Source organism: Phyllobacterium sp. (genome assembly GCF_037994405.1).
Taxonomy (GTDB): Bacteria; Pseudomonadota; Alphaproteobacteria; order Rhizobiales; family Rhizobiaceae; genus Phyllobacterium.
The window spans coordinates 1-5,089 of the sequence record NZ_JBBNAN010000029.1 but is presented as its reverse complement, the minus strand read 5'-3'; the positions used below and the strand labels follow the sequence as shown (position 1 = coordinate 5,089).

General features: G+C 60.4%; 5 protein-coding genes. 3 read left to right on the top strand and 2 right to left on the bottom strand.

Annotation, left to right across the window (positions count from 1 at the left end):
* The first annotated feature begins 465 nt into the window (after nt 1–465).
* From AAAC48_RS02065 to AAAC48_RS02055, 3 genes are all read left to right on the top strand, one after another.
* Nucleotides 466–807, top strand: a complete 342-nt coding sequence (locus tag AAAC48_RS02065; protein ID WP_340652575.1) for a metalloregulator ArsR/SmtB family transcription factor — start codon at nt 466–468, stop codon at nt 805–807.
* Nucleotides 804–1,730, top strand: coding sequence for an SRPBCC family protein (locus AAAC48_RS02060; RefSeq protein WP_340652574.1), 927 nt, complete (start codon nt 804–806; stop codon nt 1,728–1,730). The genes AAAC48_RS02065 and AAAC48_RS02060 overlap by 4 nt, the downstream gene beginning before the upstream one ends.
* Before the next feature lie 229 nt (nt 1,731–1,959).
* Entirely contained in the window at nt 1,960–2,508 is a 549-nt protein-coding gene (locus tag AAAC48_RS02055; RefSeq protein ID WP_340652573.1) for a dihydrofolate reductase family protein, read from the top strand.
* Nucleotides 2,509–2,890: 382 nt separating this feature from the next.
* Here the strand turns inward: AAAC48_RS02055 and AAAC48_RS02050 are convergent, their stop codons facing one another.
* Together AAAC48_RS02050 and AAAC48_RS02045 are read right to left on the bottom strand one after the other, a co-directional pair.
* Nucleotides 2,891–4,225 (bottom strand): epoxide hydrolase family protein, encoded by a 1,335-nt coding sequence (locus tag AAAC48_RS02050; protein ID WP_340652572.1) that lies wholly within the window; start codon nt 4,223–4,225, stop codon nt 2,891–2,893.
* 304 nt (nt 4,226–4,529) lie between these two features.
* Nucleotides 4,530–5,054 (bottom strand): hypothetical protein, encoded by a 525-nt coding sequence (locus AAAC48_RS02045; RefSeq protein WP_340652576.1) that lies wholly within the window; start codon nt 5,052–5,054, stop codon nt 4,530–4,532.
* Between the last annotated feature and the right edge of the window lie 35 nt (nt 5,055–5,089).

Below are 5,089 nucleotides of genomic sequence, written 5' to 3'. Positions count from 1 at the left end.
ACCACCATGCGCTGGCGTATGGGCGGCAGGTAGGTCTTTGCGGCGTAGATCGCCGCCTTCTTGAATTCGTCGGGCGCCTTGGAAGCGTTGATGTCGGCCTCGAAGCGATTACCGGTCCAATAGGTCTTATGCCGATATCGGCATAAAATTCATTATGCCGTAAGTCGGATTATGCCGCATGGCCGAGCTTTGCGGCGAGCAAACCTGTTCCGAGCTATGCGGCGATTCGGCATAATCGAGCCATCGGAAAACGACGAGGTTTGGTGGGAAGTGGACTGGCGGCTTCAGGAATTTGTCTTCAATTGCAGGCATCGGCGTGCGCTCGCATCGCTGCGAGCAACTTCTCAGCGGACTTAGCAACGGAAGCCGCCTGCACCAAGAACTCGGCGCGTTTGGGCGGAAAAAACTTAGCGACTTGACGAAGTTTTCGCTTGCGCCACCGGCAATTGGGTGATAGTTAGCATCATGGCTAAGCATGATCCCGATCTATCGCTGCTCTTCCACGCTCTGGCCGACCCGACCCGCCGGTCGATCCTGACGCGCCTCGCCGAAGAACCCGCGCGGGTGACGGATTTGGCTGCCCCCACGGGACTGCGTCTGCCTACGGTGATGCGGCACCTTTCCGTGCTGGAGGAGGCAGGGTTGATCTCCACCTCCAAAGACGGGCGGATACGTACCTGCGCCATCGTACCCGAGGCTCTGGACCCGGTGCGGACATGGCTCGATGAACAGCGGGCCATCTGGGAGGCTCGGCTCGATCGGTTGGACGCATTTGTGATGAACGTGATGAAGGAACGCGCAGAATGACACTGAACCTGGATCCAAGCAGCACGACCCGTACGGCGCCTGATGATAGGAGGGACCGTTTTGCGACGCTGACCTTCGAGCGGGACGTGGTCGCGCCGTTGTCGGTGCTGTGGCAGGCTTGGACGGCCCCGGCCGCTCGGGCGGTCTGGGCCGCGCCCACGCCCTCGGTCACTGTGGAATTTTTGGAGGCCGACACCAGGGTGGGTGGACGCGAGGTCTCGCTCTGCAAGATGGAGGGCCAGCCAGACATCCGCTGCGAGAATGGCTGGCTGGAGTTGCAGTCAGCGGTGTGCAGTGTGAACTACGAGGTGATCTCGTCTGGGGGCGTGACGCAATCGGTAGCGCTGGTGACGGCGGATTTCTCAGGCACGGGCGAGTGCAGCCGGCTGGTCGTGACGGTGCAACTTTCCTCGCTGGCCGAGGATATGGAGGCGGGCTACCGACAGGGCTTCGGCGCGGGACTGGACAATCTCGCGGGCGCGGCTGAGCGGACCATGGTGCTGCAGCGAGTGATACAGGCGCCGCGAACCATAGTCTGGGGCGCGTGGATGAACCCTGAGACGCTGCCGCAATGGTGGGGACCGGACGGGTTCTCCTGTCGGACGAAGAGGATAGACCTGCGGACGGGCGGCGAATGGGTCTTCGACATGATTGCGCCTGACGGCACGGTCTTCCCGAACCACCATCTCTATAACGAGGTCCGGGCCGAGGAGAGGATCGGCTATACGCTGCATTGGGGCGAGAACGGGCCGAAACATGCCGACGCCTGGGCCTCGTTCGAGGATCAGGACGGGGCAACAAAGGTAACGCTGGGCATGGTATTCAGCACGGCTGCCGAGTTCCAGGAGGCGAAGGGCTTCGGTGCCGTGGAACTGGGACTGCAAACTCTGGGCAAACTGGAACGCTTCGTCGCATCCCGCTGAAATGCTGCGACATCCCGTCGGCTCGAATTAGGGCTTGTGGACGAGGTCCTCATCCATGTCGCGCCCGTCCTCATCGGCGACGGCATTCGCCTCTTCAGCAGAAGGGCATGGAGCCGGTCAGGCTGGAGAAGACCGAGGTCTCGGAAGCGGGGCAGATCACCAACATGCGCTTCCGTTTCGCGGGATAGGGCCGAGAATTCACAAAGGGATACACGAAGAGGAGGGTTCTATGAGAAAACTGATCATATGGGACATGGTGACCGTCGACGGCTTCTTCGAAGGTTCGGACAGGGACATCAGTTGGTTCGTCTTCGAAGAAGAACTCGAGAACTACATTCGTGAGACCCAGGAAAACGCCGACACGCTGATCTTCGGCCGCGTGACCTACGAGTTCATGGCAGCCTATTGGCCGTCCGAGCAAGGCTGGATCGCGGACTTCATGAACAAGATCGAGAAGGTGGTCTTCTCGCGCACGCTGAAAAGCGCCGACTGGAACAACACGAAGCTCTTCAACGGCAATGTCGCGGAAGAAGTCTCCAAGCTGAAGACCAGGGACGGCGGAGACATCTTCGTGTTCGGCAGCGCCGACCTCACGGCGACCCTGATGGAGCACGGCCTGATCGACGAGTATCACCTCGGGATCAACCCCGTCATTCTCGGGAGAGGCACGCCGCTCTTCAGGGGCGGCCCGAACCGGATACCCCTGAAGCATCTGGAGACGAGGACGCTCAAGTCAGGTGTTGTCATCCTCCATTACGCGCCGGAGAGTAGACAATGACGATCGATCCACTCTTTCCCGTCAACTAGGCTTGTCGAAATGGAAGAGCCTGGGGAAGCGGCGCGCTCCGGACGATCGGCGGCCAAGGGGCGTAGCTGCCATCCCTTAAAATCTGCGAATGACCGCTTGTGGGTCTGGCGCGGCCAGCTCGGAACAGCTGAATTGGGGGCGATTGCTGTAGACTGGTCAAATAAGCTAACTCGTTGAAATCAATGACTCAGTATTCTCATAGTTAACTGCAGCGCGACACTGGGGCCAGTGCGCAGATGCCGACGGCGGAGGCGGCGCCGGTTACCAGCACGGTCTTGTCCTTTGCCCGATCAAATTGACTGCGTGCATGACATGGCGGCGGCGCGCAGCACGCGCCGTGTTTTTCTCCAATCTACTGACGCAACGGCTTGAACGCGGCTCGAAGCTCTGCGCTGAAAAGCTCAGGCTCTTCCCAGGCTGCGAAATGACCTCCCTTATCGACCTCGTGGAAGTAGGTCAGGTTCCGATAGGCGCGACGGGCCCATGTCTCCGGAGCGCGATAGCTTTCTCCTGGAAAGACGGTGATGGCCACTGGCAGCGAGATCTCGGAGGTCATCTCCCCGGCCGCGAGGACGGGGCTGCGTCCACCGCCGTACTCCCAGTACAGCCGCCCTGACGAGGTCGCGCTGTTCGTCAGCCAGTACAGCGTCACGTCGTCCAGCACCTCGTCGGGAGACTTTTCAGGATCGTCGCTGCTGTACGTCCACGTCGCAAAGCCCGGATGCCCGAGCATCCATGCCGCAAGGCCGGCAGGGGAGTCCGTGATGGCGTAGCCGATCGTCTGCGGCCGCGTCCCCATCATCACCGCATAGGACCTGTTGCCCATTTTGGCCGCGGCACTGAGCACGTCGAATGTTGCGCGTTCCTGCTCAGACAATCCCGCCGGCGCGGGCCCCCCTGCTGCAAGAACTGCAGCCACCTCGGGTGGTACGACGGCCGGCAAGTTGATGTGGATGCCGAGCAATCCCGGCAGCGCTTGGCGCGCCATTGCGCTGGAGACAGGAGAGCCCCAGTCGCCGCCCTGGGCAACATAGCGGGAGTAGCCGAGGCGCTTCATCAGCTCAGCCCAGATCCGCGCGGTTTGGTCGGGGCCCCAGCCGATGCCGGTTGGCTTGCCGGAAAAGCCGTAGCCCGGCATCGACGGAATGACCACGTCGAACGCATCCTCGGCATTGCCTCCGTGGGCGGTCGGGTTGGTGAGCGGATCGATGATCTTCAGTTCCTCGAACACTGATCCCGGCCAGCCATGGGTGATGATCACGGGCAGCGCGTTGGGATGCTTCGAGCGGACGTGAATGAAGTGGATATCAATTCCGTCGATTTTGGTGACGAACTGAGGCAGGGAATTCAGCTTCGCTTCCGCCTTCCGCCAGTCGTAGCCGGTGCCCCAATACTCGACGAGTGGCTTGAGCTTCGCGAGCTGTATGCCCTGTGACTGGTCATAGACCGTCTCCCGGTCGGGCCAACGGGTTTCTTGAATCCGGCGCCGCAGCTGGGTGAGCACCTCCTCCGGCACATGGACGCTGAATGGCCGGATCGAAGTATCTTCAGCTGCCTGTGTGCTTGCAGCTGATGCGGCCACCGTCGATGCCGTCGTCTGTGGTGCGCCTGCGGTCTGGGCAAATGCGCTCGTGGTGAACACCATGGCAGCCGCCACTGCGGCAAGCGCGTTGATGAATATGGTCATTGCCTTGTCTCCTTTGGATCAGATGCCTTGGGCAAGATTGCGGTCAGTTCGTCTGTCGTCATGATTGCGTGGGCGAAGGTGGCGCCGTTCAGCTCGTACGCGGCGTGCATCATTTCTTGCGAAAGGCGTGGCGTAGATTATCAAGAACACCCACCTCATCGACAATGGCCGGATGCGCGTCCAGACCTTGCCACCCTCGGAAAGGAAGTCGTTATACGGATCGGCAACCAGGAGTGCAGTCGTGCGCTCCTGTAATTTTAGTTGCGATATGCTGCACCTCCAATCAATGTTCGTCAGCCGGTGGTCAAGTCCTCAGGGCGGCCCGCTCGATGCTTGCCGCAAAGAGCGGCGTTTCGCCCTTGTTATGGGCGATCGACATCGGCTGGCGCTGCGCACGGAACACATCGAACGGGATGCCCTGCCGGTCGAGGAAAGTCGTGAATTCCTCCGTGGCCTTGGATCGAACGTGGTTCGTGAACTCGCATTTCTCACTGTCGATGGGCTTGACGCTCAGTTCCCAAAGGACGTGGATCGTGGTCCGGCCCGTGGGGGTGAAGACGTCGGAGACCGACTCGAGTATGAGGTGGTCCTTCTGGCCGAGCGTCTCGACATAGTGCTGCACCATCAGGCTGCCCCCGATGATCTCGACATTGATCGACATACGCTTACCGTCCGGTGCTGTCGTGAAGCCTGCCGCTATGTGGGCTGGAGAGCATCCCTGATATTCCTGCTCGGACAGCGTGAAGCACCATTTGGGAATATCGATCTTCTCGATCGGCGCGTTGATGATTGCTGTGAAGCTTGAATCGACGATTTCATGATCGCTCATGTCGAACTCCTTAGGTTTGGGTATGGTGATACTGG

What these genes read in the sequence shown, in the direction of transcription:
- AAAC48_RS02065 (WP_340652575.1), top strand. Translation starts at nt 466, where the DNA reads ATGGCTAAGCATGATCCCGATCTATCGCTGCTCTTCCACGCTCTGGCC.
- AAAC48_RS02060 (WP_340652574.1), top strand. Translation starts at nt 804, where the DNA reads ATGACACTGAACCTGGATCCAAGCAGCACGACCCGTACGGCGCCTGAT.
- AAAC48_RS02055 (WP_340652573.1), top strand. Translation starts at nt 1,960, where the DNA reads ATGAGAAAACTGATCATATGGGACATGGTGACCGTCGACGGCTTCTTC.
- AAAC48_RS02050 (WP_340652572.1), bottom strand. Translation starts at nt 4,225, where the DNA reads ATGACCATATTCATCAACGCGCTTGCCGCAGTGGCGGCTGCCATGGTG.
- AAAC48_RS02045 (WP_340652576.1), bottom strand. Translation starts at nt 5,054, where the DNA reads ATGAGCGATCATGAAATCGTCGATTCAAGCTTCACAGCAATCATCAAC.